23 protein-coding genes are annotated in these 25,080 nt (G+C 65.4%); 15 read left to right on the top strand and 8 right to left on the bottom strand.

What is annotated here, in order from left to right; translation table 11 throughout:
- Positions 1-33 precede the first annotated feature (33 nt).
- Positions 34-1,053 (bottom strand): LacI family DNA-binding transcriptional regulator, encoded by a 1,020-nt coding sequence (locus tag BKX98_RS15900; RefSeq protein ID WP_073707977.1) that lies wholly within the window; start codon positions 1,051-1,053, stop codon positions 34-36.
- A gap of 194 nt (positions 1,054-1,247) precedes the next feature.
- Between BKX98_RS15900 and BKX98_RS15895 the strand changes: the two genes are divergently transcribed.
- From BKX98_RS15895 to BKX98_RS15875, 5 genes are all read left to right on the top strand, one after another.
- Complete coding sequence (locus tag BKX98_RS15895; RefSeq protein ID WP_073707976.1) at positions 1,248-2,258, top strand: TRAP transporter substrate-binding protein; 1,011 nt, start codon at positions 1,248-1,250, stop codon at positions 2,256-2,258.
- Positions 2,255-2,764, top strand: a complete 510-nt coding sequence (locus BKX98_RS15890; RefSeq protein ID WP_066144637.1) for a TRAP transporter small permease — start codon at positions 2,255-2,257, stop codon at positions 2,762-2,764. Before BKX98_RS15895 ends, BKX98_RS15890 begins: the two co-directional genes overlap by 4 nt.
- A gap of 2 nt (positions 2,765-2,766) precedes the next feature.
- Complete coding sequence (locus BKX98_RS15885; RefSeq protein ID WP_143181161.1) at positions 2,767-4,077, top strand: TRAP transporter large permease; 1,311 nt, start codon at positions 2,767-2,769, stop codon at positions 4,075-4,077.
- Positions 4,078-4,302: 225 nt separating this feature from the next.
- Positions 4,303-6,642 carry a glycoside hydrolase family 3 N-terminal domain-containing protein gene (locus BKX98_RS15880; protein ID WP_073707974.1) on the top strand — a complete coding sequence of 780 codons (2,340 nt, stop codon included), beginning with the start codon at positions 4,303-4,305 and terminating at the stop codon, positions 6,640-6,642.
- 177 nt (positions 6,643-6,819) lie between these two features.
- Positions 6,820-7,128: a hypothetical protein gene (locus BKX98_RS15875; protein WP_143181160.1), complete on the top strand. Its 309-nt coding sequence runs from the start codon at positions 6,820-6,822 to the stop codon at positions 7,126-7,128.
- 363 nt (positions 7,129-7,491) lie between these two features.
- On the opposite strand, the gene BKX98_RS15870 is transcribed toward BKX98_RS15875, so the two are convergent.
- Complete coding sequence (locus tag BKX98_RS15870) at positions 7,492-8,973, bottom strand: amino acid permease (protein WP_073707972.1); 1,482 nt, start codon at positions 8,971-8,973, stop codon at positions 7,492-7,494.
- Between the two features lie 357 nt (positions 8,974-9,330).
- Here BKX98_RS15870 and BKX98_RS15865 point away from each other — a divergent pair, with 357 nt between their 5' ends.
- Positions 9,331-10,791 (top strand): HNH endonuclease, encoded by a 1,461-nt coding sequence (locus tag BKX98_RS15865; protein WP_038993629.1) that lies wholly within the window; start codon positions 9,331-9,333, stop codon positions 10,789-10,791.
- A 123-nt stretch (positions 10,792-10,914) separates the two neighbouring features.
- Here BKX98_RS15865 and BKX98_RS15860 read toward each other — a convergent pair whose 3' ends face one another.
- Complete coding sequence (locus tag BKX98_RS15860) at positions 10,915-13,746, bottom strand: FAD-binding and (Fe-S)-binding domain-containing protein (protein ID WP_073707971.1); 2,832 nt, start codon at positions 13,744-13,746, stop codon at positions 10,915-10,917.
- Between the two features lie 130 nt (positions 13,747-13,876).
- On the opposite strand from BKX98_RS15860, the gene BKX98_RS15855 reads away from it, so the two are divergent.
- The 9 genes from BKX98_RS15855 to BKX98_RS15820 all read left to right on the top strand — a co-directional run bounded on the left by BKX98_RS15855 (position 13,877) and on the right by BKX98_RS15820 (position 20,298).
- On the top strand, positions 13,877-14,527 hold the full coding sequence (locus BKX98_RS15855) for a GntR family transcriptional regulator (RefSeq protein ID WP_073707970.1): 651 nt from the start codon (positions 13,877-13,879) through the stop codon (positions 14,525-14,527).
- A gap of 2 nt (positions 14,528-14,529) precedes the next feature.
- The gene (locus BKX98_RS15850; RefSeq protein WP_038993627.1) at positions 14,530-14,979 is read left to right on the top strand and encodes a hypothetical protein; all 450 of its coding nucleotides are present in this window, start codon (positions 14,530-14,532) and stop codon (positions 14,977-14,979) included.
- A gap of 192 nt (positions 14,980-15,171) precedes the next feature.
- On the top strand, positions 15,172-16,569 hold the full coding sequence (locus BKX98_RS15845; protein ID WP_073707969.1) for a rhodanese-like domain-containing protein: 1,398 nt from the start codon (positions 15,172-15,174) through the stop codon (positions 16,567-16,569).
- Positions 16,570-16,601: 32 nt separating this feature from the next.
- Positions 16,602-17,207 carry a rhodanese-like domain-containing protein gene (locus BKX98_RS15840; RefSeq protein WP_073707968.1) on the top strand — a complete coding sequence of 202 codons (606 nt, stop codon included), beginning with the start codon at positions 16,602-16,604 and terminating at the stop codon, positions 17,205-17,207.
- 9 nt (positions 17,208-17,216) lie between these two features.
- The gene (locus BKX98_RS15835) at positions 17,217-18,104 is read left to right on the top strand and encodes a sulfite exporter TauE/SafE family protein (protein WP_073707967.1); all 888 of its coding nucleotides are present in this window, start codon (positions 17,217-17,219) and stop codon (positions 18,102-18,104) included.
- A gap of 25 nt (positions 18,105-18,129) precedes the next feature.
- Complete coding sequence (gene trxA / locus BKX98_RS15830; protein ID WP_038993623.1) at positions 18,130-18,501, top strand: thioredoxin; 372 nt, start codon at positions 18,130-18,132, stop codon at positions 18,499-18,501.
- Between the two features lie 42 nt (positions 18,502-18,543).
- A complete protein-coding gene (locus tag BKX98_RS15825; RefSeq protein WP_038993621.1) occupies positions 18,544-18,822 on the top strand; it encodes a metal-sensitive transcriptional regulator in 279 nt (92 codons plus the stop codon).
- A gap of 35 nt (positions 18,823-18,857) precedes the next feature.
- Complete coding sequence (locus BKX98_RS17165; protein WP_162989147.1) at positions 18,858-19,019, top strand: hypothetical protein; 162 nt, start codon at positions 18,858-18,860, stop codon at positions 19,017-19,019.
- A gap of 295 nt (positions 19,020-19,314) precedes the next feature.
- Positions 19,315-20,298: a diaminopimelate dehydrogenase gene (locus tag BKX98_RS15820; RefSeq protein ID WP_073707966.1), complete on the top strand. Its 984-nt coding sequence runs from the start codon at positions 19,315-19,317 to the stop codon at positions 20,296-20,298.
- On the opposite strand, the gene BKX98_RS15815 is transcribed toward BKX98_RS15820, so the two are convergent.
- From BKX98_RS15815 to BKX98_RS15795, 5 genes are all read right to left on the bottom strand, one after another.
- Positions 20,295-20,747 (bottom strand): pyrimidine dimer DNA glycosylase/endonuclease V, encoded by a 453-nt coding sequence (locus BKX98_RS15815; protein ID WP_073707965.1) that lies wholly within the window; start codon positions 20,745-20,747, stop codon positions 20,295-20,297. The genes BKX98_RS15820 and BKX98_RS15815 overlap by 4 nt on opposite strands.
- 21 nt (positions 20,748-20,768) lie before the next feature.
- Complete coding sequence (locus tag BKX98_RS15810; RefSeq protein WP_073707964.1) at positions 20,769-21,182, bottom strand: DUF779 domain-containing protein; 414 nt, start codon at positions 21,180-21,182, stop codon at positions 20,769-20,771.
- Between the two features lie 71 nt (positions 21,183-21,253).
- On the bottom strand, positions 21,254-22,279 hold the full coding sequence (gene adhP / locus BKX98_RS15805; protein ID WP_066144596.1) for an alcohol dehydrogenase AdhP: 1,026 nt from the start codon (positions 22,277-22,279) through the stop codon (positions 21,254-21,256).
- A gap of 165 nt (positions 22,280-22,444) precedes the next feature.
- Positions 22,445-23,968 (bottom strand): aldehyde dehydrogenase, encoded by a 1,524-nt coding sequence (gene adh / locus BKX98_RS15800; RefSeq protein WP_073707963.1) that lies wholly within the window; start codon positions 23,966-23,968, stop codon positions 22,445-22,447.
- A gap of 123 nt (positions 23,969-24,091) precedes the next feature.
- Positions 24,092-25,003: a DMT family transporter gene (locus BKX98_RS15795; RefSeq protein ID WP_073707988.1), complete on the bottom strand. Its 912-nt coding sequence runs from the start codon at positions 25,001-25,003 to the stop codon at positions 24,092-24,094.
- Positions 25,004-25,080: the final 77 nt, after the last annotated feature.

Below are 25,080 nucleotides of genomic sequence, written 5' to 3'. Positions count from 1 at the left end.
TGAGTTGCACCATAGCCTTGCGCTGCGCGCGCCTCAGCCGCGCGGCGGGGCGGCGGTGGAGCCGCGCACCGCCAGCCGGGTGGGCAGCACCACCGGGCGGTCCGGCGCATCGGCGGCCCCGCGCGCAATGGCCAGCAGGTTGCGCACCGCGGCGGCGCCCAGGGCGTGCAGCGGGGCGGCGACGCTGGTCAGCCCGGGGGTGACCAGATCGGCGTCCGAGGAGTTGTCGAAGCCCACCACCGAGATGTCCCCGGGCACGTCGAACCCGTTCTTCTGCGCTTGGCGCATGAACCCGATGGCCAGCTGGTCGTTGTAGGCGAGCACCGCGGTGGCATTCGACGAAAGCACCTGGTCGGCGATCTGCGCGCCGGCGGCGATGGTGGGCACCCGCGGGGAGAAGAGCAGGGACTTGTGGCCGTGCTCGGCGGCGCACATCTTCAGCGCCCGCCAGCGCATCCCGTTGGCCCAGGACGCTTCGGGGCCCGCCAGGTAGGCGATATTCCGGTGCCCCAGCTCGCGCAGGTGGGTGACCGCCCGGATGATCCCCCGCTCGTTGTCGGTGACGACGCTGGCCACCCCGCTCACTCCCCGGTTCATCACGATCGTGGGCTTCTGCTTGGCCATGGACCGGATCCCCGCGTCGGACATGCGCGAGCTGGAGAGCACGATCCCGTCCACGATGCCCAGCGAACGCTCGATGGCTTCGCGTTCCACGATCCCCGATTCCCGGGTGTTGGCCAGCAGCATCGTGTAGCCGTTCTTGGCGGCCTCCTCCTCGGCCCCGCGGATCATCTCGAAGTAGACCGGGTTGGAAATATCGGCGATGACCAGCGCAATGGTGCCGTGCCGTTCCTTGCCTTCGGGCATCGGCCGGCGCATCTCCATGGAACGGTAGCCCAGCTCGGCGGCCACCTGGCGGATCTTCTCCGCGGTGGCGAAGCTGACCCGTCCGGGCCGCGCAAAGGCGCGGGACACCGTGGACGCCGAAACCCCGGCGGCGCGGGCGACGTCGTAGATGGTGACCGATTTTCCGGATGCTGGTGGGTGCTGCATGTAACAAGTGTGCGGCGCGAAGGAGTGCAAGTGGAAGCCTATGGCAATTATTGGCAACAATTGGCCAGTGGCCCTGCTGGGCGGAGATTATCAGTTGAACCGTCAATGTGGCCGGAGACACTCGCAGTGCAGATCGACTTGCCTGCAGGGAACGGGGCAGCGCTGCCCCGCCGGCCGGAAAGTAGCTTGAAGAGATGAAACTTCGCGCCCTGCGCTGGGTCGCCGGGGCCTGTGCCGCCGCCTTGGCCCTCACGGGCTGCACCGCCGGCGTCTCGGGCAATGCCCAAGAAGGCAAGACCATGGTGCTCTCGCTGAACCAGTCAGAATCCCACCCCTCGTACATTGCGCTGACCGACTTCGGCGAACGGCTGAAGGCCGCCACCGACGGGCGCTGGGACATCAAGGTGTACCCCAATGAAACCCTCGGTGCCCAGCAGGAAGTCATCCAGCTGGTCTCCGACGGTTCGGTGGACATGGCCATTGCCTCCGGCACGCAGCTGGAAAACCTGAACCCGGAATTCGCCACGCTGAACCTGCCGACCGTCTTCAAGGGCATCGACCACCAGATCTCGGTGCTGCGCGACAAGGGCATCGTCGGTCCGCTGTTCTCCTCGCTGGAAGAGTCCAAGGACCTGACCGTGCTGGGCGGACTGACCCAGGGCGACCGCAACCTGTACACCGTCAAGGGCCCGATCAAGGAGCCCAAGGACCTGGCCGGCATGAAGATCCGCGTCCAGGAATCCGAGCTGCACATCAAGATGATCAACGCCATGGGCGGCGCTGCCACCCCGATGTCCTACGGCGAGGTCTACACCGCGCTGCAGGCGGGCGTGCTCGACGGTGCGGAGAACAACGAGATTTCCTACGTCACGCAGAAGCACAACGAGGTCGCCAAGTACGTGGCCCGCACCAGCCATCTGGTGGGCCTTGACTACATGCTGGTCAACTCCACGCTGCTGGAGGAAATGACCCCCGAAGACCGGGCGATCCTGGAAACCGAATGGCAGAAGACCGTGGATGAGCACGTGAAGCTGTGGAATGCCGACACCGAGAAGGCCATCGAATCCGCCAAGGCTTCGGGCACCAAGTTCAACGACGTAGACAAGGCAGCCTTCGACAAGGCCCTGGCCCCGGTCGTCGAATCGGCTTTGACCAGCGACGACGCCCGTGAGCTGTACGAGAAGATCACGGAGGCCGCACAGTGAATGCGATCAAATCCGTCCTGGATTTCCTGCTGAGGTGGCTGTGCATCGCACTGTTCGCGGTGCTCGTGCTGGTGGTCTGCTGGCAGGTCTTCACCCGCCAGGTGCTGCAGGATCCTGCCACCTGGACCACCACCGCTGCCCAGTACCTGTTCGTCTGGCTGGCGCTGTTCGGCTCCGCCTACGTCTTCGCCGACCGCGGGCACATTGCCGTGGACTTCATGGTGCGCCTGCTGAAGATCAGCCACAAGCGCTACACCGAGGCGTTCGTCCAATTCATCATCCTGCTGTTCGCGGTGTTCGTGCTCATCTGGGGCGGGCTGCGCGGGGTCGATCTGACCTGGACCCAGCAGGTCTCGGGCCTGCCGGTCAGCGTGGGCGCGATGTACTTGGCACTGCCGATCTCCGGCGTGCTGACCGCGTTCTACGCCCTGTTCCACCTGGTCGAGGCACTGCGCGGACGCGGCCTGCCCGACGAATTCGATGAAGAAATCCGGGAGGCGATCTGATCATGGATGCAGCGCTCATTGCAGGCATCGTCCTGGTTCTCGGCATTGCCGTCCTGCTGCTGTTGCGGGTGCCGATCGCGATTGCCGTCGGCTTCTCCGCCTTCGTCGCCGTCGCGGCGGTCATCGGCATGGAAAAGGCCTCCTTCGTGGCTGCCCAGCGCATGTTCACCGGCATCAACTCCTTCGCCCTGCTGGCCATCCCGTTCTTCATCCTGGCCGGCGTGCTGATGAACAACGGCGGCATTGCCGGGCGTCTGATCGACGCGGCCAAGGTGCTCGTCGGGCGCATGCCCGGCTCGCTGGCGCAGACCAACGTGGTGGCCAACGCGCTGTTCGGCTCGGTCTCCGGCGCCGCAGTGGCCTCGGCCGCAGCCGTCGGCGGGGTCATCGGCCCGCGCCAGGCCAAGGAAGGCTACGACAAGAACTTCTCCGCCGCGGTGAACATCGCCTCCGCCCCGTCGGGCATGCTGATCCCGCCGTCGAACACGCTGATCGTGTACTCGCTGGTCTCCAGCACCTCCATCGCCACGCTCTTCGTGGCCGGCTACATCCCGGGCATCCTGTGGGCGCTGGCCTGCATGCTGATCGTGTTCCTCTACGTGCGCAAGCGCAAGGAGCTGAACAACTACCAGAAGGTCACCCTGCCGGTGGCGCTGCTGACCCTGTGGCGCGCGTTCCCCTCGATCCTGATGATCGTGATCGTGATCGGCGGCATCCTGGCCGGCATCTTCACCCCGACCGAGTCCGCGGTCATCGCCGTGGTGTACTGCCTGATCCTGGGCTTCGCCTACCGGGCGATCAAGATCAGCGACCTGCCGCGCATCATCCTTGACGCGACCGTCACCACCTCGATCGTGATGCTGCTGGTGGGCGTCTCCACCATCATGGCGTGGGTCATGGCCTTCTCCGGGATCCCGGCGGCGATCTCCAACGGCCTGCTGGGCCTGACCGGCTCGCCGACCATGATCCTGATCCTGATCATGGTGATCCTGCTGATCGTGGGCACGTTCATGGACCCGACCCCGGCGATCCTGATCTTCGTGCCGATCTTCCTGCCGATCGTCACCGAATTCGGCGTGGACCCGATCCACTTCGGCATCATGGTGACGTTCAACCTGTGCCTGGGCACGATCACCCCGCCGGTGGGCAACGTGCTGTTCGTCGGCGCCAAGGTGGCCGGCCTGCGCGCCGAGCCGGTGATCAAGGCCCTGGTGCCGTTCTTCATCGCGCTGATCGCCATGCTGTTCGTGGTGGCCTTCGTGCCGCAGCTGTCGATGTGGCTGCCTGAGCTGCTGGGCCTGCTGGCCCCGTAGCCCTCAACAGGCACGGCGCCGATGGGTGCCGATTCACGGAATGCTTCCGTGGGTCGGCACCCATTTTTTCGTGCCCTCGCCAAATGAGAAAGGACCACTTCAGGCAAGCAATTCATGGCAACACGATGCTTCGTACCTGTGATCCGGTGCACAGTTGGCTAGGGATTGGCTTTGCGCAGGTCAAGCGCCCAATCGCACGATTCGTCACTCAAGGAAGAGCTACGCATGAAGAATTCACCGAACCGGCGGCGCACCACGCGTGCCGCCGCGGCAGCACTGGCCCTGCCGCTGGTCCTCAGCCTCGGCGCACCCGGCGCGCTGGCAGAGCCGAAAGGCAACGAGGGCAACCACGGCAAGCCCCCGGCCATCGAGGCACGCGCCAAGAACACCATCAAGGTCAAGGGCCGCACCTTCAAGGACCTGAACTCCAACGGCACGCTCGATGCCTACGAGGACTGGCGCAAGCCCGCCGAAGAGCGTGCAGCCGACCTGGTGTCGCAGATGACGCTGCAGGAGAAGGCCGGCCTGATGCTCATCGACACCCTCAACGCCGCCTGCGATCCGGAAACCCAGACCCGCGGCACCCTGGACCCGAACGCGCTGGACTACATCAACGAGCAGAAGATGCACCGCTTCATCTTCCGCAACACCGTCACCAGCGAAGACAAGGCCACCTGCGGCTCCTCCTCCGGCGGCTTCAGCGCCAGCACCTCGCTGACCCCGGCCGAAGCCGCGGAATACATGAACACCATCCAGGAGCTGGGCGAAGGCACCCGCCTGGGCATCCCGATGCTGTACAAGTCCAATGCGCGCAACCACATCGACCCCGATGCGCGCGCTGGCATCAACGAATCGGCCGGCGCCTTCACCGCCTTCCCCAAGGAAGCCGGCCTGGCCGCCGCGGCCCTGGGCGAGCAGGCCAAGGCCACCGGAGCCACCCCTACCGACGGCGACATGTCGGTGATCGAGGACTTCACCTCGGTGATGGGCGCCGAGTGGGAGTCCATCGGCCTGCGCGGCATGTACGGCTACATGGCCGACCTGTCCACCGAGCCGCGCTGGTACCGCGCCCATGAGACCTTCACCGAGAACGCGGACCTCAACTCGAACATCATGACCTCCCTGGTCCAGGGCCTGCAGGGGCCTGTGGACCAGGACGGGGTATCGCTGAGCGAAGAAACCTCCGTGGCGCTGACCATGAAGCACTTCCCCGGCGGCGGACCGCAGGAGCTCGGACTGGATCCGCACTACTCCTTCGGCAAGACCCAGGTCTACCCGGGTGGCGCGTTCGGCGAGCACCTCAAGCCTTTCGAAGCTGCCATCGAGGCCGGGGTTTCCTCGATCATGCCGTACTACGGCGCACCGATGGAGGTCACCCACAACGGCGTCACCTATGATTCGAGCGGCATGGCCTTCTCCAAGCAGATCGTCAACGACCTGCTGCGTGGCGAACTCGGCTTCGACGGCTACGTCAACTCCGACACCGGCATCATCACCGATCGCGCATGGGGCCTGGAGGACAAGACGGTGCCCGAGCGCGTGGCCGCGGCAATCAACGGCGGCACCGACACCCTCTCCGGGTTCCACGATGTTGCCACCATCACCGATCTGGTCGCCTCCGGGCTGATCACCGAGGAACGCGTCGATCTGGCGGCCACGCGGCTGACCACCCCGATGTTCCAGATGGGCCTGTTCGAGAATCCCTATGTGGATGCCGAAGCGGCCGGCGGGATCGTCGGGAGTGCAGAGCACCGAGAGGTAGGCCTGGACCTGCAGCGCAAGTCCGCGGTGCTGCTGCAGAACAAGGAAGCTGCCGATGGCGGCAAGGTGCTGCCGCTGAAGGAGAACTCGGATGTCTACATCCTGGGCGATTTCACCGAAGAAACCGTAGCCAGCTACGGCTACGGCGTCATCAATGGCAACACCGAGGACCCAGCGCAGCGCCCGAGCGCCGAAGGCAGCGACTACGCGCTGATCTCGGTGTCGGTGAACAACAAGAACACCAGCTCCTACAAGTCCGATGACCCTCAATCCGGCATGAACCCGGAGCACATCAACCCGATCACCATGGACGGAGTAGAAGGCCTGGACGGGAACAGCCCGTTCGGAGCGGCCGATGCCTGCGTGACACAGGGCGGGGAGAAATGCACCGATGACGGCCTGCGCTTCGGCGGCTCGCTGCCTTGGGAATCGAGCACCCTGGACTTCACCGGGATGGCCGAGTCCGAGTCCTGGGAAATCAGCCCCTCGCTGGATACCATCAAGCAGGTCATGAGCGAGGTCGATGACCCGAGCAAGGTCGTGCTGCACGTGTACTTCCGCCAGCCATTCGTCATGGACGAGGCCAGCGGCCTGCGCGATGCAGGCGCCATCGTCGCCGGCTTCGGCATGTCCGACACCGCGCTGATGGACATCCTCTCGGGCAAGTTCGCCCCGCAGGGACGCATGCCGTTCGCGCTGGCCGGCACCCGCGAGGCGATCACCGAGCAGTTCAGCGACCTGCCGGGCTATGCGGAAACCGCTGACGGCGCGCTGTTCGAGTACGGCTTCGGGCTGAGCTACTAGCCGCACTGCACCCCATGGCCCACCGGTCATCACCCGTACGGGGTGGCGACCGGTGGGCCATACGCGTTGTACGTTCGGCCACCAACCGCCACCTGTCCATCAAAGGTAGATGGAGCATGGGCATTCTTTGACGGCGCCGTTGATAGCTTCGCCGTCGTGCTGGGGCATGATTAGCTCATGGCTAGAAAAGACAGGACTGCAGAAGTCGCTCAGGCCCGAGCGGCATTGATTATGGCTGCTATGCGGCGCACTATCGTTACCTACGGCGAACTGGGCAAGGCAATCGGCATCGAAGGAGTGGGCGTCTTCTACGAATTGCGGCACGTCCTGGACGACCTTTCGGATGACTGCATCAACCGCGGAGAGCCTTCGCTGGCAGCACTCATCGTCAATAAGGACACGGGTGCACCGGGTAGTGGGTGGACTGATGGCGCCCGGCCTTGGCACACAGTGGTGCAGAAGGTCTTCCAGTACTGGGCTTCCTGATTGACGGCAGAGAAGAACCCCACACCACTCAAACATAGCGGCACTTCTAATTGATGACGGTGCCGATGCACTCGCAGCTGCTGATCTTTTACGGCCAAGCAGTCGACGAAGAGGATGCGCTGCACGACTTTTGCTAGCGGGTTCAGATGGGCGACGCAGAGTTGATTCAGATTCGACGACTTCAAGGGCATCCCTCAAATTCGGCCATGTCCTGAACAGGAGTGTCCGAGAGTGCCGGCCTTCCAACGCCGACGGCGCGCTGTTCGAATACGGCTTCGGGCTCGGCTACTAGGTAACGAAGCGGGCGGGACCCGGCATGCTGTTTGCATGCCGGGTTCCGCCCGCTTGCCGCAGGCTGCGCGGCTACTGCGCGCTTGCGTGGCTGGCCGCATAGTCCTGCGCACTGAGCTGCCCCAGGCGCGAACGGCGCCGGCCGTAGCCCAGGTAGAGCGCCACGCCGACGATCATCCAGATGATGAACACCAGCCAGGTGTGCCAGCCCAGCTGGCTCATCAGGAACAGGCAGGCGAAGATGCCCAGGATCGGGGTGACCGGATACAGCGGCAGCTTGAACGTCCGCGGGGCCTGCGGCTGCTTGCGGCGCAGGTAGATCACCGAGGCGCCGACCAGCGCGAAAGCGAACAGCGTGCCGATGCTGGTGGCGTCGGCCAGCGCGCCCAGCGGGATGAACCCGGCGGTGATCGCCACCAGGATGCCGGTGATCCAGGTGCCGGCGACCGGGGTGCCGGTGCGGCGCGATACCTTGCCGAACACCGGCGGCACCAGCCCGTCGCGCGACATGGCCAGGAGGATGCGGGTCTGGCCGTAGAGCACGGTCAGCACCACCGAGGCGATGGCCAGCACGGCGGCCACGGCGAAGGCCAGCACGAAGATCGGCTGGCCGGTCAGTTCGCCGACGATCTGCACCAGCGGCGCCTGGGCGCCTTCGAACCAGTTCCATTCGCGCGCGCCGATCGCCGAAACTGCCACCAGCACGTAGGTGATGGTCACGATCAGCATCGAGAGCATGATGGCCCGGGGCAGATCGCGCTTCGGGTTCTTCGCTTCCTCGCCGGCCGTCGAGGCGGCGTCGAAGCCGATATAGGAGAAGAACACGCTCGATGCCGCCGCGGTCACGCCGGCCGCGCCCATCGGCAGCAGCGGCTCGAAGTTGCCCGCGTTGAAGGCGCTGAAGGCGACGACCGAGAAGAAGATCAGGATGCCTGCCTTGATGGCCACGACGATCGAGTTCACGATGGCCGATTCGCGCGCCCCGCGCACCAGCAGCACGGTGGCCAGCACGACGACGATCAGCGCCGGCAGGTTCACCACCCCGCCCTCGGCCGGGCCGCCAGCCAGCGCCGCAGGCAGCTCCATGCCGAAGGTGCGCAGCGTTTCATTCACGTACTGGCCCGCGCCGACGGCCACCGCGGCCACGGACACGGCGTATTCGAGCACCAGGCACCAGCCGCAGATCCAGGCGATGCCTTCGCCCATGGTCGCATAGGAATAGGAGTAGCTGGAGCCGGACACCGGGACCATGCCGGCCATTTCGGCGTAGGACATCGCCGAAAGCAGCGCGGTGATGCCGGCGATCACGAACGAGATCCAGATGGCCGGACCGGCGATCGGCACGGTATCGCCAAGGATCACCAGGATTCCGGTGCCCATGGTGGCGCCGACGCTGATCATGGTCAGCTGCCACATGCCCAGGGTGCGGCGCAGTTGGCCTGCTCCTGCATTGGTTTCTGCCTCGGCGATCATATTCGTGATCGACTTGCGGCGGCGCAGCTGCGCGCCCAGCAAGGTGGCCGGGCCGGCGCTCACGGATGGTTTGCGATTCATCGCGGATCCTCAATGGGGTGGTATTGCCGCCGCGCCCCGTCCCAGGATGCGGACGGGCGCTGCGCGTGGAAGTTCTGAACTGGAATATCATGTCACGGCCCGATCCGTCCCAGCTGTTCCAGAATCCAACAATTTTTCGCCAATTGTGCCCTCTTCTTGGGGTTTAACCGAAATCTTGGTCCATGCGGAATCCGTGCACTGAGATGGAATTCATTATCTGGAGTGCATAATTATGCACAAATCGCCGCACGCCACCCGCACCGCAGGCGCCCCGATCCTCCCTGCGCACATCGAAAACCACCGAGGTTTTCCACAATATTAGAAGACATATTCGAGCAATAGAAGTACAATTAGAACATGTCCGAAGCAAAGGCGCACGGAAACGGCCTGACCCCACCAGCACCCCCAGATGCCTTCGACCTGCATCTGGACCAGCTGAACGACGACCTCGTCCAGCTCGAAGAACACGGCACCAAAGCCGAATGCGCCCACGCCATCGAAGGCCTCGAAGCACTAGCCTCCTATATCCGCTACCGGCAGGCCTGCCTCTCCCACCAGATCGAGAAGGACTTCGTGCGCGACCACGAGGAACGCGGCGTCCACATGGATGACCAAACCCGTGGCGCCGCCGCCTGCGTTGCACTGGCCCGCAAGCAATCCCCGCACGGCATGCGCAACTACCTGGTCAACTGCCGCATCCTCTTCGAAGACACCCCTCACCTGGCCGCCGCCTGTTCCCGCGGAGAATTCACCGAAGCGCAAGCCCAGGCCATCCTGACCCCGCTCCAAGACCTCAGAGCCCAGCGCCGCACCGAATTCGACCAGTATTTTGCCCAGAACCCCGACATGTTCGAGTCCATGGGCACCCGCCAAATCACGCAAACCGTGCGCAAATTCGTCCTTTCCTACACCTCTGATCAGGAATCCATCAAGCAGAAAACCGTCGAGGAAGACCGCAACCTCACCCTGGAAATTGACCAGCAGCGCGGCTGCATCAAGATTCGCGGCGAGTACCCCCTGCTGCCCGGCATGTGCCTCAAGCGCTACCTGGACGAGGAATCCAAGACCCTGCGCAAGAAAGGCGACCCGCGCACCCGCACCCAGATCCGCGCCGATTTGCTCTTCAGCTACATGATGATCGGCGAACCCTCCAAAATGCCCGTCGCCCTGAACATCGGGGTGATCATGACCGATCGGTCCCTGTTCGCCGGCGAACGCGAACCAGCGCTATTGGAAGGCTACGGCTACATCCCTGCCCAGAGCGTGCGTGAATGGATCGGCGGGCACCAGATCCCCAATGACCTGACCTTCGAGCAGATGGAAGCGAAAGTCACCCGCGAAAACATCGAGCAAATCGAAGTGCGCACCGAACTCGCCCGCTTCTACACCGCGCCGGGCGACCAGGAACTCATTTCCATGGACTCCAAGGCGCGGCTCTTCCCGGAGAAGCTCAAGAAGTTCATCGCCGTACGCGACCGGCACTGCCGAACCCCGTTCTGCGACGGCATCGTGGAAGAAATAGACCACGTCAAGCAATACGCCCGCGGCGGCAAAACCACCGTGTCCAACGGCGATGGCCGATGCGCGGCCTGCAACAAGGCCAAGCAAGCCGCCGGATGGTACGAATACACCACCTACGGCAACGGGCACAGCATCACCATTTGCCCCGGCTCGGCCATGTCCTACAAATCCACCGCACCACCAGCCACCGGGTACGCGCACAAGCCATTCCCGCAACTGATGCGCGACGGCACCTGGCTGCAAAAACTCAAAGAACGGCTGAGGCCGCCTGATGACCCCGAATGTGTCGCCGCCTGATAGGCGGCAGGCAACTACTGCGCACTCTCTTGGCTAGCAATCCGGTTGAAACCGCTGGCTTCGGGCCGCAGGATATGGCGAAGCCGCCTGGAAGCTGCCTCCCAGGCGGCTTGGTTCCGGACTCTACTTGCCGGCGGCTTCTGCCAGCAGTTCAACGATGTGGCGGTATTCCTTGCCCGTCGCCCGGGTCATGCCCAGTTCGCAGGTGCGGTTGCATGAAGCGTGTTCCTGCGCATCCAGTTCACGGACCTCAGCTGCCTCGCGAGCGGTAGCCGACTCGGTCAGCTCCGGATGCAGCATTCCACGGTCGCCAGCATAACCGCAGCAGCCCCAGTTCACCGGGGTGTTCACGGTATCTGCCACAGCCTCGGCAATCTTCTGCATGTCCGGATTCAGGCCCATCTGCGTGGAGGAGCAGGTCGGGTGCAAGGTGACCGAGGAGATCTTGTGCAGCTCTGGCAGCTTGTCCAGCAGGTGCTGCGAAGTGAATGCCAGCAGGTCAACCACGTCATAGCCGTGCTCGGCCAGGGTATGCGCAAACCCTTCGGTGCAGCTGGAGGCGTCCGAGATGATTGGCAGGTTCTTGCCAGGCATGGCGGCGCGGACTTCTTCCAGCACGCGCTGGCCCATGACTTCATGGCCCTGCGCGTAGCCCTTGGAAGTCCATGGAGTGCCGCAGCAGGTGGATTCGATGCCCTCCGGAACATAAACCGAGACTCCGGCGGCGTGCAGCAGCTTGGTGAACGACGATGCAACACCTTCCCCGTCGCCGGCCGGGCCGAACATCGAGTTCACGCAGGCAGGCAGGTAAATGGCCAGCGGCTCGGTGCCCGCGGCCCCCAGGTTCCCGGCCATCGGCTTGCGCGCTTTGCCGCCGGCAGGCAGTTCAGCGTCGTAGCGCGGCATGACGTCGGTGCTGACCACCTTGCGGGCAACATCGGTAACGCCGCGGACCAGCGACGTCGGGAACTTGTCGGCGACGCTCAGGGCCAGCGAACCAGCCCGGGTGGCCCCGCCCCAGCCTTTGGCCGCGGCCTTGAAGCCGGCTTCCAGCACAGGGTGCGCGTCTTCGCGGCGCAGGCGCTTGACCAGCAGGCCGGTGTTGATGCCGACCGGGCAAGCGGTGACGCACATGCCGTCAACGGCGCAGGTCTGCACGCCGTTGTACGCGTAGTCGCGCTCAAGCTCGGCAGCCAGCTCGGTGTTGCCCTCGGCTTCGGCCTTGGCGATGGCGCGGCGCACGACGATGCGCTGGCGCGGGGTCAAGGTCAGGTCTTTGGACGGGCAGACCGGCTCGCAGTAGCCGCATTCCACGCAATGGTCGGCCTCGACCTCGATGGTCTCGTTGAGCTTGATATTGCGGATGTGCGCGGCATGGTCCTCGTCGATGATCACCCCGGGGTTCATCATCAGGCGCGGATCGCAGGCTGCCTTCAGTTCCAGGTGCACCTCGTAGAGCTCATCGCCGTACTGCGCGCGGACGAATGGCGCCATGGCGCGACCGGTACCGTGCTCCGCCTTGAGGTTGCCGTCCTTGTCCAGGATCAGCTGGACCATCTTGTCGTTGAAGGAGTTGTAGCGGTTCAGCGCTGTATCGCCTTCGAAGCGGTCGGTCAGCATGAAGTGGATGTTGCCATCCTTGGCGTGGCCGAAGATCACCGAATCCTCGTAGCCGTACTCGGTGAACAGCTCCTGCAGGCTGCCGCAGGCTTCAGCCAAGGTCTCGACCGGGACGACGACGTCTTCGAGCAGCGCGGTGGTACCGGTGGCGCGGGCGCCGGCCACCGATGCATACAGTCCCTTGCGGAATTTCCAGGCGGCCTGGCGGTTCTTGGCATCCGGGGACAGGATCGCCGGGGCGCGCAATGCGGCTGCGTCCAGCAGCGACTGGCCAGCTGTGCGCAGCCCTGCCAGCTCCTCTTCTGAGTCCGCATGGTATTCGACCAGCAAGGCGGCCTGCTGGTCGACCTCGAAGCCCATGATGGCTTCGGGCACGCCGGGCAGCGACTGGCCCACGCGCAGCGAGGTGGAGTCCATCAGCTCCAGCGTAGCTGCGCCGGAATCCACGAGTTCGGGCAGTGCGCGGGTGGCCAGATCCAGGTTGTCGAAGACCGCCAGGGTGGCGATGGCCAGCTTGCGGATTGGCACGGTGCGGAAAACCGCCTCCGCAACGAAGGCCAGGGTGCCCTCGGAGCCGATGATCAGGTGGGCCAGCAGCTCGGCCGGGGTGTCGTAGTCCAGGAAGGCGTTGATGCCGTAGCCCATGGTGTTCTTCAACCCGAAGTGCTTCTCGATCTTGGCCACCGATGCAGGGTTGCTGCGCACGCGCTTGACAAGCTTGTCCAGGGTGGCGACCAGCTGCGGCTCGGCGGCGGCCAGCTTGCGGTCGGCCTCGGGATCCGCGGTGTCGATCATGGTGCCCGAAGGCAGGACGAACGTCATGGATTCCAGGGTGCGGTAGGTGTTGAACTCGGTTCCGCAGGCCATGCCCGAGGAGTTGTTCGCGATCACGCCGCCGATGGTGCAGGCCGCCTCGCTGGCCGGATCCGGCCCGAGCTTGCTGCCATAGACGGCCAGGCGGGCGTTGACCTGGCGGACGGTGGCGCCTGGCTGCACGCGCACGCGTGCTCCGTTGTCGAGCACGGTAATGCCGCGGAAGTTGCGGCGCACGTCGATCATCAGGCCGTCGCCGCTGGCCTGTCCGGCCAATGAGGTGCCGCCGGAGCGCAGGGTGACCGGCTGGTTGTCCCGCGCGGCCGCTGCAAGCAGCGCGGAGACTTCCGCGGCATCCTTGGCCAGCACGACAGCTTCCGGGGTGTACAGGTAGTGCGAGGCATCCGAGGCATAGGCGACGCGATCGATGGATCGGGTCTTGACACGGTCCTGGTCGCCGACCAAGTCGAGGATTCCGGATGAAACCGTCGTTTCTCCGAGTGCTGGCGTGCTCAATGCCATGGTGCGCTCCTGTGCAGTTGGCAAGCAGAGCTTGCCGAATACGGAAATTGTCTTACAAGTACACATGCCATAGTAGTACGATTCGTGGGATACTTGTTAGGGATATTTTTCGCGGCTCGAAAGGACCCTTGTGGCAGCCCGTTTAGGTGTCGTTTCCGTAGTCCAGGCGGTCATCCGGTCACTGCGCGCCCGGATTTTCAGCGGCGAACTGGCACCCGGCACCCCGCTGGCCGAGGTCGATGTCGCCGCGCAATACGAAGTTGCCCGTCCAACCGCCAAGGCCGCACTGGAGAACCTTGTCGCAAGCGGCCTGCTGACCCGCAATGCGCACCAGACCGCAAGGGTCACGCTGCTCTCCGCGCGCGATGCGCTCGATATCTACCGCACCCGCGCCATCATCGAAGCAGAGGCCGTGCGCCTGCTGGCCGCCCTACGCGAGGTCCCGTCCGAGGCGCGGGAAGCCAATGCGGAAATCACCGAACTGGTCGGCGCCTCGCCGATCGACATCATCGATCCCGACATCCGCTTCCATGCCGCCCTGGTCCAGGCGCTCGGCTCGCGGCGCACCAGCGCAATCTACGCGCAGCTGACCGACGAGATCCGCCTGTGCATGACCCACGTGCAGGATGCCACGCTGCTGTCCACCAAGGACATTGCCTCCGAGCACGCACGGCTGCTGCAGCTGATCTCCGAGGGCGAGGCGGCCGCCGCCGCGAAGGTGCTGGAAGAACACCTGCGCACCGCCAGCAACAAGCTGGCCGAGCATTTGGAGAGCCTGTAGGCATGGGGGGATTGTTCAGCCGGAAGCCGCAGGTCAGCTTCGATCAGATCGACTCGCTCCTGTCGCGGATCCCGGATCTGCAACTGGGCGCGGTGAAGTTCTCGGCGCACACGCTCGCAGCCGGCTGGAGGAAGACCACTCCCAAACCGGGCATCGACCTGACTACGTGCGGGCTGACCGGCTGGCTGGAGCTTGAAGAAACCCTGCGCTTCACCGAGGGCACGCTGTCGGTGCATGAAACCTGGACCGGCTCGCCCGCACTGTTCTTCATCTCCACCCCGGCGAGCGCTCCGGCGGATTCCGCAGCCGGCGGAGCGCTGGCCGGCGTTCCCGAAGACCATGCAGGCATCCTGCATCCCGGCGATGACGGAAATCTTCAGCTTCTTGCCACCCTGGACCCGGTGCAGCTGGGGCAGCTGGACCGGTGGATGCGCACCTTCCCGAGGCTGTAGCGCCCTTCCCCGGCCCGCAGGAAGGCTCCGCTCTGCATACCACCTCCTGACGCGGCATTTTCCACCAGATTCCACCACCATCAGCACAGTCATTCGACACGCCTTCACGCATACCCCCACCCCTATTTTTTGACATACCCCCGGGGGTATAGTTTATGGTAGTTCCAGACTCCCCCGACGAAAGGACATCCCATGCTTCTGGAACGCTTCTACGACGAAGACCTGGCGCAGGCCAGCTACTTCATCGGCTGCCAGGCCAAGGGCGAGGCGATCGTCGTCGATGCCCGCCGCGACATCTCCGAGTACCTGGCGCTGGCCGCCAAGCACGGGATGCGCATTGTTGCGGTGACCGAAACGCACATCCACGCCGACTACCTCTCCGGCACCCGCGAACTGGCCGCCGCCACCGGAGCGGCCACCTACGTCTCGGGCGAGGGCGGGGCCGACTGGCAGTACGGTTTCGAGGCCGAACGCCTGATGGACAAGGACACCATCGCCCTGGGCAATATCACCGTGACCGCGCGCCACACCCCGGGCCACACCCCGGAGCACCTCTCGTTCCTCATCACCGACGGCGCCTTCAGCGACCAGCCCGGCTACATGCTCTCCGGCGACTTCATCTTCGCCGGCGATCTGGGCCGCCCGGACCTGCTGGACGAGGCGGCCGGCGGCGTGGACACCCGCTTCGCCGGGGCCAAGGAGCTCTTCGCCTCGCTGAAGAACGTCTTCCTGCAGCTGCCCGACCACATCCAGGTCTACCCGGGCCACGGTTCGGGCAGCGCCTGCGGCAAGGCGCTGGGCGCCGTGCCCTCCACCACCGTGGGCTACGAACGCAACTTCGCCTGGTGGGGCAGCTACCTGGCGAGCAACGACGAGGCAGGCTTCATCGCCGAGCTGCTCGACGGCCAGCCCGACGCCCACGCCTACTTCGCCCGCATGAAGCGCCAGAACCGCGATGGCGCCAAGGTGCTCGGCCCCCTGCCCGAGCTCGTCGAGTTCACGGCGGAGCAGATCATCGAGCAGACTGCCTCGAATGACGCGGTCTTCGTCGACACCCGCGGACACCTGGCAGTGGCCGAGGGCACCGTCGCCGGCGCGCTGGCCATCCCCGCCATCGCCAAGATGGCGAACTTCGGAGCTTGGGCCTTCGACCCGGAAGCCGATGACCGCCAGCTGATCCTGTTCGCCGAGGACCTCCAAGCCGCGCAGCAGATGCGCGATCACCTGATGCGCGTGGGCATCGACGCGGTGTCCGGCTACGCGACCAGCCTCGAGGGGCTGCCGGCCTTCACCCCGCCAAGCGTGGCCCCGGCCGAGCTGGAGCACTTCGAGCACGCACTGCTGTTGGACGTGCGCAACCGCAGCGAGTTCGCCGCCGGCGCCATCCCGAACGCCAAGCACATCTCGGGCGGGCGCGCCCTGTGGTCCCTCGACGTACTGCCGGCCGACGGCAAGATCGTCACCTACTGCCAGAGCGGACTGCGCAACTCGATCGTCGCCAGCGCCCTGCGCGATGCCGGCTACGACGTAATCGAGCTGGCCGGAAGCTATGCCGGCTGGGCCGCAGCCATGCACAAGACCAACGCCTGACCCATCCCGAACCCCAAGGAAGCACCCGAAATATGAGCACCCCCATCAACGTCATGGACCCCGCGACCCTGGAGAACCTGCTGGCCGCCGAGGATTCGGCCGTCGCAGTCCTGGATGTGCGCACCCCCGCGGAATTCGAATCCGTGCACATCCCCGGCTCGTACAACCTGCCGCTGGACCTGGTAGCGGAACACGCCCACGACGTGACCCGCAAGCTGGCCAAGCAGATCGTGCTGGTCTGCCAGTCCGGCACCCGCGCAGGGCAGGCGCAGCAGAAGCTGGCCGACCTCCAGATCGAATCCGGCAGCGTGCTGGATGGCGGCATCTCCGCCTGGGAGAAGTCCGGCGGCGAGGTGGTGCGCGGCACCCAGCGCTGGGCCATGGACCGCCAGGTTCGCATGACCGCAGGCTCGCTGGTGCTGCTGGGCTTCATCGGCTCCAAGCTGGCCAGCCCCAAGCTCGGCTACCTGTCCGCGGGCATCGGAGCGGGCCTGGTCTACTCCGCGGCCAGCAACTCCTGCGCCATGGCCAGCGTGCTGTCCAAGATGCCGTGGAACAAGGCAAGCACCAATGGCAAGGCCAACCCGCTGGCGCAGATCCCCGACGCCGGGCAGCAGCTGAACCCGCACGGCAAGTAGGCGCGGGCAGTGGAACCACTTTTGATACTGGTCCTGGCCCTGTCAGTCGTCGTCGGCCTTGCCCTGGGCCTGCTCGGTGGCGGCGGTTCCATCCTGATGGTTCCACTGCTCACTTATGTGGCGGGCATGGAAGCCAAAGAGGCCATCACCACGTCGCTGTTCGTGGTGGGCGCGACCTCGCTGGCCAGCCTGCTGCCGCATGCGCGGGCCCGCAATGTCCGCTGGGCCGCAGGCCTGGTCTTCGCCGCTTCGAGCATGAGCGGCGCGCTGCTCGGCGGCCTGGCCAGCGCCGCCATTCCCGGTGGCGTTCTGATGGCGGCCTTCGCCATCATCATGATGGCCAGCGCACGGAACATGATCCGCGGACGGAAGAAGGACAACGATGCCGCGGCCAAGGGGCGGTCGCTACTGCTGTACATTCCCGTCGGACTGGCAGTCGGCATGGTTACCGGATTGGTGGGGGCCGGCGGCGGATTCCTCATCGTTCCGGCCCTGGTGCTGCTGGCAGGGGTGCAGATGAAGCACGCGGTCGGCACGTCCTTGCTGGTCATCTCGCTGAATTCGGCCTCCGGAATGCTGGGGCACCTGAATTCCACTTCGGTCAACTGGCCGTTGGCGCTGTCCATTACCGCGGCGGCGATCATCGGCTCGCTGGTCGGGGCACGGCTGACCGCCCGGGTTCCGGAGCAGAAGCTGCGCCGGGGATTCGGCTATTTCGTCCTGGCCATGGGCATCTTCGTCCTGTCCCAGGAACTGCCGAATCCGGCAGGACTCGTCCTTGCCAGTGCCGCCACGGTCGTCGCCGTTGCCTGGGTGCTCTGCACCAAGGTCCCGGCAGTGGCCGCCATCTGTCCCTGGCGCAAAGCCCCCGCTGGCCCGGCCCCGACTGCGGGCTAGCTCGCATCTACCCATAGGAATACCCATGAAACCGCTAGAATTGACCGAGACGAACTTCGCTGAAACCGTCAAGTCCTCCCAGATGCTGCTGGTCGACTTCTGGGCAGCCTGGTGCGGCCCGTGCCGCAACTTCGCGCCCGTCTTCGACACCGCGGCCGGCCTGCACGAGGACGTGGTCTTCGGCAAGGTCAACACCGAGACGCAGCAGGACTTGGCGGCCGCCGCCCAGATCACTTCCATCCCGACGCTGATGGCATTCAAGGACGGCGTGCTGGTTTACTCCCAGCCCGGCGCACTGGATTCCCGAGGCCTGGAAGAATTGGTCGTCTCGCTGAAGAACCTGGACATGGACGCCGTGCACGCCGAACTGGCCGCCGCGCAGACGTCCGAGCCATAACCCCGGGGTCCGCCCCACGGTCTTTTCGAAATGGAGCACATCATGCGCAATGCGGATGAAGCCACACGCAAGCGAATCCTGAACCGCCTGAAGCGGGCCCGCGGCCAGCTTGATGCTGTCATCAACTCGGTGGAGGGCGACGGCAAATGCCGCGATGTGGTGACCCAGCTTTCCGCCGTATCCACCGCGCTGGACCGCGCAGGATTCGCCATCGTTTCCTCGGCCATGCAGCACTGCCTGGTTGATCCGGAGCAGACCGCCGAAGCCGAAGACGGCTTGACCATCGAGGAGCTGGAAAAGCTCTTCCTTTCACTTTCATAGATCTACGGCTATCACGCCAGAAAAGGAGGCACCCGATGTGCCGACAGGTTTCCTGCAAGAAATGCGGCAAGACCACATGGGCCGGGTGCGGCCAGCACGTTGATTCGGTCATGCGCGGCGTTCCCGCCCGCGACCGCTGCCAGGGCCACGAGAACGAGCAGAAAACCGGCTTCTTCAGCCGCCTGTTCGGCCGCTAGAACCTGCCTTCGTCCCCCGCCCATCCACCACAGATGCCTGTGCGGGGGCCGCAGCAGCTCGCGTTGTTCACACAATGGTTCCGATAAGCCAACCATTGTGGCAACGATGAGCCGTGGCAGTTGCCTGCCCGTTCAGGATACCCAGGCGACATAGTCAGCTCGCATTTACCTAGTGTCAGAGTTCTTTGGAATAATCCGAGGTAATGACCATGCGCGTGCTGCAGATCGGATGCTCCGCGGGTCAGCGAGGCATCCGGCACCGCGCTCCGGCTGACCCCAAAGGAATCCCATCATCATGACCTCTAAAATCCGTATTGGCATTGCCGGCTACGGCAACCTCGGCCGCGGCGTGCAGGCCGCGATCGCGAAGAACCCGGACATGGAGCTGGTCGGCGTCTACACCCGACGCGACCCGCAGGACCTGCAGCTGGCCAGCCCGGCACCGCGTTTCGCCATCGCCGATCTTCAGCAGCACACCGGCCAGATCGACGTCCTCATCCTGTGCGGCGGCTCGAAGTCGGACCTGCCGGAGCAGGGCCCGAAGTACGCGGCGCTGTACAACACGGTGGACAGCTTCGACACCCACGCGCGCATCCCCGAGTACTTCGAAACCGTGGACGTCCCGGCCAAGGCCGCCGGCAAGACCGCGCTGATTTCCGCGGGCTGGGATCCGGGAATGTTCTCGATCAACCGCGTGTACGGCGAGGCGCTGCTGCCCGACGGGGAGACCTACACCTTCTGGGGCCGCGGCCTGAGCCAGGGGCACTCGGACGCGGTGCGCCGCGTGCCGGGTGTCGCCGCCGGCGTGCAGTACACGATACCCAGCCAGGAATCGATCGACCGCGTGCGGGCCGGCGAGCGCCCGGCCCTGGGCACCCGCGAAAAGCACCAGCGCGAATGCTTCGTGGTACTCGAGGACGGCGCGGACGCCGAGGCGGTGCGCGAAGCGATCGTCACCATGGAGCACTACTTCGACCAGTACGACACCACGGTTGAAATCATCGACGAGCAGACCCTGGCGGCCGAGCATTCGGCGATGCCGCACGGCGGTTTCGTGATCCGCTCGGGCAACACCAGCGATGCGCAGAAGCAGGTCATCGAGTATTCGCTGGCGCTGGGCTCGAACCCCGAGTTCACTTCCAGCGTGCTGGTGGCCTACGCCCGCGCCGTGCACCGCATGAACCAGGCCGGGATCACCGGCGCGCAGACCGTCTACGATGTGGCCCCGGGGCTGCTCTCGCCGAAGTCGGCGGCGCAGCTGCGCGCGGAACTGCTCTAGGAAGCGGCCAGCGGGTCCTTCTCCCAGGACTCCACCGGTCCCGGGACCTGCACGAACAGCGGATGCAGGGCCAGCTGGCCGGCTGGTTCCAGGCGGACGATGCGCGCAGGATCCCGGACGGCCAGCTTGCGCAGCAGGTGTTCGCGCTCGAAGCGCACCTGCCCGCCGGTGACCGGGATCTTCTGCAGCTGCGCGGGGGCTGCCGGATGCAGGATCTTGGCGGCGTCGAAGCGATAGCCCCGGGCATCGGCCTCGTCTAGCATGCCCTGCAGGTAGCCGCCCAGATGCACCAGCGGAGCGGGCTGCGCCTTGAACCGCAGCAGCTGCGGGTGCTCCGTGTACCCCTTGGTCTGGCCCGCCAGCGCCTTCTGCGCCAGCAGGGTTTCACGCCAGCAGGCGACGAGCCCTTTGGCGTCGAGCAGTGAGGGGTGCAGGGACCAGAGGCGCATAGGCCCAGACTAGTGCCAGTGCTAGCCGGCAGGGAATTCGATGATCTCGCTGCGGATCAAGAAGCGCTTGCCTTCCGGTGCCTCCACGGAGAAGCCGGAGCCCCGGCCGTTGACCACGTCGACGGTCAGCTTGGTGTGCTTCCAGTATTCGAACTGCTCCTTGGACATCCAGAAGTCGATCTCGCCCAAAGCGGCGCCCTCGGCATCGTCCAGGGAGAGCACGCCGAGCAGAATGTCCGATCCGCCGGTGCGGAATTCGCCGGCCGGATAGCACATCGGCGAGGACCCGTCGCAGCAGCCGCCGGACTGGTGGAACATCAGCGGGCCATGGATCCGCCACAGCTTGCGCAGCAGCTGAAGGGCGTCGGAGGTGAAAGCCACCCGGGAGAAATCCTCTCCCTCGATGGCGGCGCGCGTTTCGGTGACGGTGCTCATGGCCTGCTCCTGTTCATGGTGGGCCGCTGCGCGCGGCCCGGCAGGAAGCTCCTGCCGGGCCGCGCACCGGGCTATGCAGTGTAGTCGATGACGACGCGCCCGTCGATCTTGGCGTGGCGCATCTCGTCGAATACGGCGTTGATGTCCTCCAGCGGACGGGTGTGGAAGGTCGGCTTGATCTTGCCGGCCGCATAGAAGTCCAGTGCCTCGATCATGTCCTGGCGGGTGCCGACGATCGAGCCGCGGATGGTCAGGCCCTTGAGCACGATGTCGAAGATCGGTGCCGGGAAGTCGCCGGCGGGAAGGCCGTTGAACACGATCGTTCCCCCGCGCCGGGTCATGCCAATGGCCTGCCCGAATGCTGCCGGGTGCACCGCTGTGACCAGCACCCCGTGGGTCCCGCCGATCTTCTCCTGGATCACCGCGGCAGGGTCCTGCGCGAACGCGTTCACCGTCAGCTCCGCCCCGTGCTTGGTGGCCAGCGCGAGCTTGTCGTCGGCCACGTCGATCGCGACCACGCGCATGCCCATGGCCACCGCATACTGCACCGCGATGTGCCCCAGCCCGCCGATGCCGGAGATCGCGACCCACTGGCCCGGGCGCACCCCGGTCATCTTTAACCCCTTGTAGACGGTCACCCCCGCGCAGAGCACCGGGGCGATCTCGTGCGGGTCGGAGCCCTCGGGAATGCGGGCGGCGAATTTCGCGTCCACCAGCATGTACTGGCCGAAGGAGCCGTCCATCGAGTAGCCGCCGTTGGACTGGGATTCGCACAGCGTCTCCCAGCCGGTGCGGCAGTATTCGCAGCTGCCGCAGGCGCTGGCCAGCCAGGCGTTGCCGACCACATCGCCCTCTTCGACCTCGGTGACGCCCTCGCCGACGGCGACGACGGTGCCCACGCCCTCGTGCCCGGGGATCAGCGGAAGCTTCGGCTTGACCGGCCAGTCGCCCTCTGCGGCGTGCAGGTCGGTGTGGCAGACGCCGGAGGCGATGAGCTTGACCAGGGCCTGGCCCGGTCCGGGCTGCGGGATCGGGGTATCCCCGACCGTCAGTTCATCGCTGAAGTTCTCGACTATTGCGGCTTTCATGGTACTCATGTACGTTGTCCTTTGCATGGCTTCAAAGGCGCGCGACACCCTTGCGGGTCCGGGAAATGAGGCCAATCGTGCCCCGGACGCGGTCCTGGGCGGACCGCGCGCCTTTGAAGTTCGTGGGATGGATTTCCGAACCGGGCGGTTCGGGTGGAATGGTGCTTCCCCGGCTTAGAAGAAGCCGAGCTTGTCCTCCGAGTAGGAGACCAGCAGGTTCTTGGTTTGCTGGTAGTGGTCCAGCATCATCAGGTGGTTTTCCCGTCCGATGCCCGAGGACTTGTATCCGCCGAAGGCGGAGTGCGCCGGGTAGGCGTGGTACTGGTTGACCCACACGCGGCCTGCCTGGATGGCTCGGCCGGCGCGGTAGGCCACGTTGCCGTTGCGGCTCCACACGCCCGATCCCAGGCCGTACAGCGTGTCATTGGCGATGGAGATCGCGTCGTCGTAGTCCTTGAACTTGGTCACCGCGACCACCGGCCCGAAGATCTCCTCCTGGAAGATGCGCATGTCGTTGGTGCCTTCGAAGATGGTCGGCTGCACATAGTAGCCGCCCGAGAGTTCCCCGCCCAGATCTGCGCGCCCGCCGCCGAGCAGCACCTTGGCCCCCTCGGACTTGCCGATGTCCATGTAGGAGAGGATCTTCTCCAGCTGGTCGTTGGATGCCTGGGCACCCATCATGGTCTCGGTATCCAGCGGGTGGCCCTGCTTGATGGCCTTGGTGCGGGCCACGACGTCGCCCATGAATCGGTCGTAGATGCTTTCCTGGACCAGCGCACGCGATGGGCAGGTGCAGACTTCGCCCTGGTTCAGCGCGAACAGGGTAAATCCTTCCTGCGCTTTGTCGTAGAAGGCGTCGTCCTTGGCGGCGATGTCCTCGAAGAAGATGTTCGGGGACTTGCCGCCCAGCTCCAGGGTGACCGGGATCAGGTTCTCCGACGCGTACTGCATGATCAGCCGGCCGGTGGTGGTTTCGCCGGTGAAGGCGATCTTGCGGATGCGCTTGTTGGATGCCAGCGGCTTGCCGCATTCCACGCCGAAGCCGTTGATGACGTTCAGCACGCCGGCCGGCAGCAGGTCGCCGATCAGCTCCATCAGCACCAGGATCGAGACCGGGGTCTGCTCGGCTGGCTTGAGCACGATCGCGTTGCCGGCGGCCAGGGCCGGGGCGAGCTTCCAGACGGCCATGAGCAGCGGGAAGTTCCACGGGATGATCTGGCCGACCACGCCCAGCGGCTCGTGGTAGTGGTACGCGGTGGTGTCCTCATCGAGCTGGGAGAGGCTGCCTTCCTGTGCGCGGATAGCACCGGCGAAGTAGCGGAAGTGGTCCACCGCCAGCGGGAGGTCGGCGTTCAGGCACTCGCGGATCGCCTTGCCGTTATCCCAGGTCTCGGCCACGGAGAGCATTTCGAGGTTTTCCTCGATGCGGTCGGCGATCTTGTTCAGGATGACTGCGCGTTCTGCCGGGCTGGTCTTGCCCCAGGCCGGTGCCGCCGCATGCGCCGCGTCCAGCGCGACTTCGACATCTTCTGCGGTGGATCGGGCCACCTCGCAGAAGACCTTGCCGGTGACCGGGGTGATGTTCTCGAAGTACATGCCCTTGACCGGGGCCACCCATTCGCCGCCGATGTAGTTCTCGTAGCGTGGCTTGAAATCTACCAGCGCCCCATCGGTATTCGGATTTGCGTAAACCGCCATTGCTCCACGTCTCCTTCATCGGATGTCCTGGCCGCGATTGCCTCATCGCGGAACCTTGAATGTGACTCTAGTCACCCAAAGGTTGCAGGAAGGTTGCAGCGTTCCGGGCCGGCGGAACGGGCCTCAGCCGGGCTGGCGAGCCGGCGCTGCCGGCTGCAGTTCGCGCTCGGCGCCAGCCGGATCGCGCCGCCCGGTCCGCGCCGCTCCGATGCCTGCGGCGATCACCAGCACAAGCCCGGCCAGGGCCGCCATGCTGGGCACTTGGTGCAGGAAGACCACGCCGACGGTGGCGGCGATTGCCGGTTCCAGGCACATCAGGGTGCCGAAAGCCGAGGCGGCCAGGCGGCGCAGGGCCAGCAGCTCCAGGCAGAAGGGCACGACGGGAAGCAGCAGGGCCAAGCCCAGGCCGATGGCCAGCACCGGCAGATCCAGCCGCCCCGCTACCCCTGGGCCAACCACCAGCGTGGCGGCCAGGGCCGCGACTGGCATCGATACCGACAGGGCCCCGACCCCGTCCACCGCATCTCCGGCGCGCTGGGTCAGCAGCACATATGCCGCCCAGCAGACGGCCCCGCCCAGGGCATAGAGCACGCCGACCAGGTCGGCCGATCCGCTCCAGGGTTCGGTCAGGCCCAGCACCCCGGCCGCCGCGGCCAAGGCCCACCAGCGCCCGGCACCCCTCCCCTGGACCAGCGCCACGGCCAGCGGCCCGGTGAATTCCAGGGCGCTGGCGGTGCCCAGCGGGATCGTCTCGACGGCACGCATGAAGGAGAGCGTCATGCCTGCGGTAGCCAGCCCCAGCAGCGCGCACATCACCAGCGTGGAGCGGCTGAAGCGCAGCCGCCAGGGCCGGGCGAAGGCCACGAGGATCACCGCAGCCCAGGCCAGCCGCAGCCATGCCACGCCGTCGGAGCCCAGAGTTGCGGCCAGGCCGATGGAGGCAGCCAGCCCGAGCTGGACGCAGCTCATCGAGGCCACGGCCATCAGTGATCCGGCACCAGCTGAATTCACGGCGCGCACAGGGGTTGAAGTCATGGATCCAGTAGAGACCACCCAGGCCATCCATGTCCACGCGAGAATTATCGACATATCGTTCAAGATTCATGGACAAT

The organism is Glutamicibacter sp. 0426 (assembly GCF_001906485.1).
Lineage (GTDB): Bacteria > Actinomycetota > Actinomycetes > Actinomycetales > Micrococcaceae > Glutamicibacter > Glutamicibacter nicotianae.
This window is presented reverse-complemented; position numbering and strand designations above follow the sequence as displayed.